Here is a 1,966-nt window from a genome sequence, read left to right on the forward strand (position 1 = left end):
TGATTCGGTGACCTTTACTTTGGCATCAGCAATATTGATGCGACAGCCTTTGGGACGAACGTGGGGACGTAGCGCAGCGAGTAGATTAATCGCAATATCGTTGTGGGGAATGCTGCCACCTGTCATAGCCAAAATGTCACCATTAATAAATTCGTATCGAAGTTCCTGGTGTACTTCCCATTCCAAGTAAGCTTCGACAGTCATTTTCTGGGACTGGGGATTGGCAATCATGGCAGAGTCTATGAATTACGTAGCTGGCGTTAGCATCAAGAACAAGTTTTAGATTATAGATACCACTGGTTAATATAAGTTACAACTTTACCTTATAACAGGGAGAGTCAGTACTAGAGCATGAAACTCAACAGACAAAGTTTATCACCCTGTACCCAGATAAGGAGGCTAGATAATGGCATTTGATTTATTTTCACGGGTGGCCCTGCGGGAAGATTTTCCCAAGCATAAGTTGCAGCAAGGGGATATTGCAACGATTGTCGATCACCATCCAGTAGAAGATGCAGAGGATGGTTATAGTCTGGAAGTTTTCAATGGGATCGGGGAAACAATTGCCGTTTTAGTGGTTTCCGAGTCACAAATTGAGCCATTAATGAAAAATGAGGTTCTGCATATCCGAATATTGGATGAAGCGGTTTGAAGCTACAACCGATCAATCTGATCAACACTCAACCCCGTATATTGGGCAATATCCTTCACGGGTAACGCTGTCGCCTTCATCTGTTTAGCAACGCCTGTCATAGAAAACTTCACACCACTGATTTTTTAGCTCCACCACTGCAAACGCGGGTGCGCTCACCCCAGCGCAAACTCGGTATACTGCCTCATAATCGGTGCCTGATAGGCCAAGACAATATCCTGCTTTGGTACCCCTAGCTCAACTAACTGATCTGCGATCGCAATCTCCGACCCATCATGCTGTATCCAAATCTTGCCATCTTTAATATCCACATGTACAGAACATCCATAAATACGGGTGATGTTATCTTTCCAACCGGTATTAACGATCTGGTAATGATCCCGTTCTGTATCAAAAATGAGCTGGGTTTGGATGGCCAGATTCGCCGACTTAATACTGGCGCGTTTTTTAAGCAAGTCCTGAATATGCTGTCGATACACATCTAGTTTATCCATTGAGTAATCCTTGGTTGGGAAACGTCATAAACTAAAATAGGAACCTGATTAACCTTGATCGACTTTTGTATAAACGGATAAGTAAAAAAAACACTGTAAATAGTGTTAGGAACCGCAAGATGAAGTGTTCGATCAGGCTCCTCATCTTCTAAGGCAAGACGATAGTTAATAAACTGCCCAATTGCACCATGGAATTCTGAAATCCTTGAAGTTGATAGAAAGCTTTTAACTTCAATAGCTATTTTTTCATTATTCCGTTCAGCAGCAATCAGGCGTTCTGCCCCCAAATCAATGTAGAGATCGGTAAAACCCAGATCAATGCGATAAGGATCGTGGGTAATGCTCCAACCGTCATTGATTAGAGCATCCTTAACTAGATCATGGAATTGATCCTTAGCAGACATGGGGAAATAGGTACAGGTGTTAACAAACGTCTATTATATAGGTTAGCAAAAAGGGAATCCGCTTTTTTGATGGGTTAATTGGGTCAAGTACAGTTTCGACTTCGATCACTCCTGATATGAGAGTATTTTCCATACAACAGAGATCTAAACCTAAAACTCTTAGTTATTACTTTTAGTTATTAATTTCATCAGTTACTTCCTCCTGGAAAGAATTAGAAGCAAAAAGACCGCGTCCCACTTTTTTCCACCTCCCTTCTTTTGCACCTCGACGCAATTCCGTAGACAAGGAGTTTTTAGCACGGAGTTGCTCATCATCAGATTTGGCATCAAATAGTCTGCTGACAATCTGTTCTCGGTTAACCGGAGCAGCAAAGTTATCTAAGATAATCTCTACCGATTCCCAGAAGGTTTTACCA

At 42.0% G+C, this 1,966-nt stretch carries 5 protein-coding genes; 1 reads left to right on the forward strand and 4 read right to left on the reverse strand.

The features are described 5' to 3' along the window. The coding region (locus F6K20_RS36325; protein ID WP_287298068.1) for a Uma2 family endonuclease at positions 1-231 on the reverse strand (231 nt) is incomplete at its 3' end. A 175-nt stretch (positions 232-406) separates the two neighbouring features. Between F6K20_RS36325 and F6K20_RS36330 the strand changes: the two genes are divergently transcribed. Next, entirely contained in the window at positions 407-652 is a 246-nt protein-coding gene (locus F6K20_RS36330) for a DUF4926 domain-containing protein (RefSeq protein ID WP_287298070.1), read from the forward strand. A gap of 155 nt (positions 653-807) precedes the next feature. On the opposite strand, the gene F6K20_RS36335 is transcribed toward F6K20_RS36330, so the two are convergent. From F6K20_RS36335 to F6K20_RS36345, 3 genes are all read right to left on the reverse strand, one after another. Continuing rightward, positions 808-1,146 carry a XisI protein gene (locus F6K20_RS36335; RefSeq protein WP_287247924.1) on the reverse strand — a complete coding sequence of 113 codons (339 nt, stop codon included), beginning with the start codon at positions 1,144-1,146 and terminating at the stop codon, positions 808-810. After that, positions 1,134-1,550: an element excision factor XisH family protein gene (locus F6K20_RS36340; RefSeq protein WP_071107197.1), complete on the reverse strand. Its 417-nt coding sequence runs from the start codon at positions 1,548-1,550 to the stop codon at positions 1,134-1,136. Before F6K20_RS36340 ends, F6K20_RS36335 begins: the two co-directional genes overlap by 13 nt. A 172-nt stretch (positions 1,551-1,722) precedes the next feature. Next, positions 1,723-1,966, reverse strand: a 244-nt coding sequence (locus F6K20_RS36345) for a hypothetical protein (protein WP_287298073.1), incomplete at its 5' end; no start/stop codon positions are given.

This window comes from Moorena sp. SIO2C4 (assembly GCF_010672485.1).
Taxonomy (GTDB): domain Bacteria; phylum Cyanobacteriota; class Cyanobacteriia; order Cyanobacteriales; family Coleofasciculaceae; genus Moorena; species Moorena producens.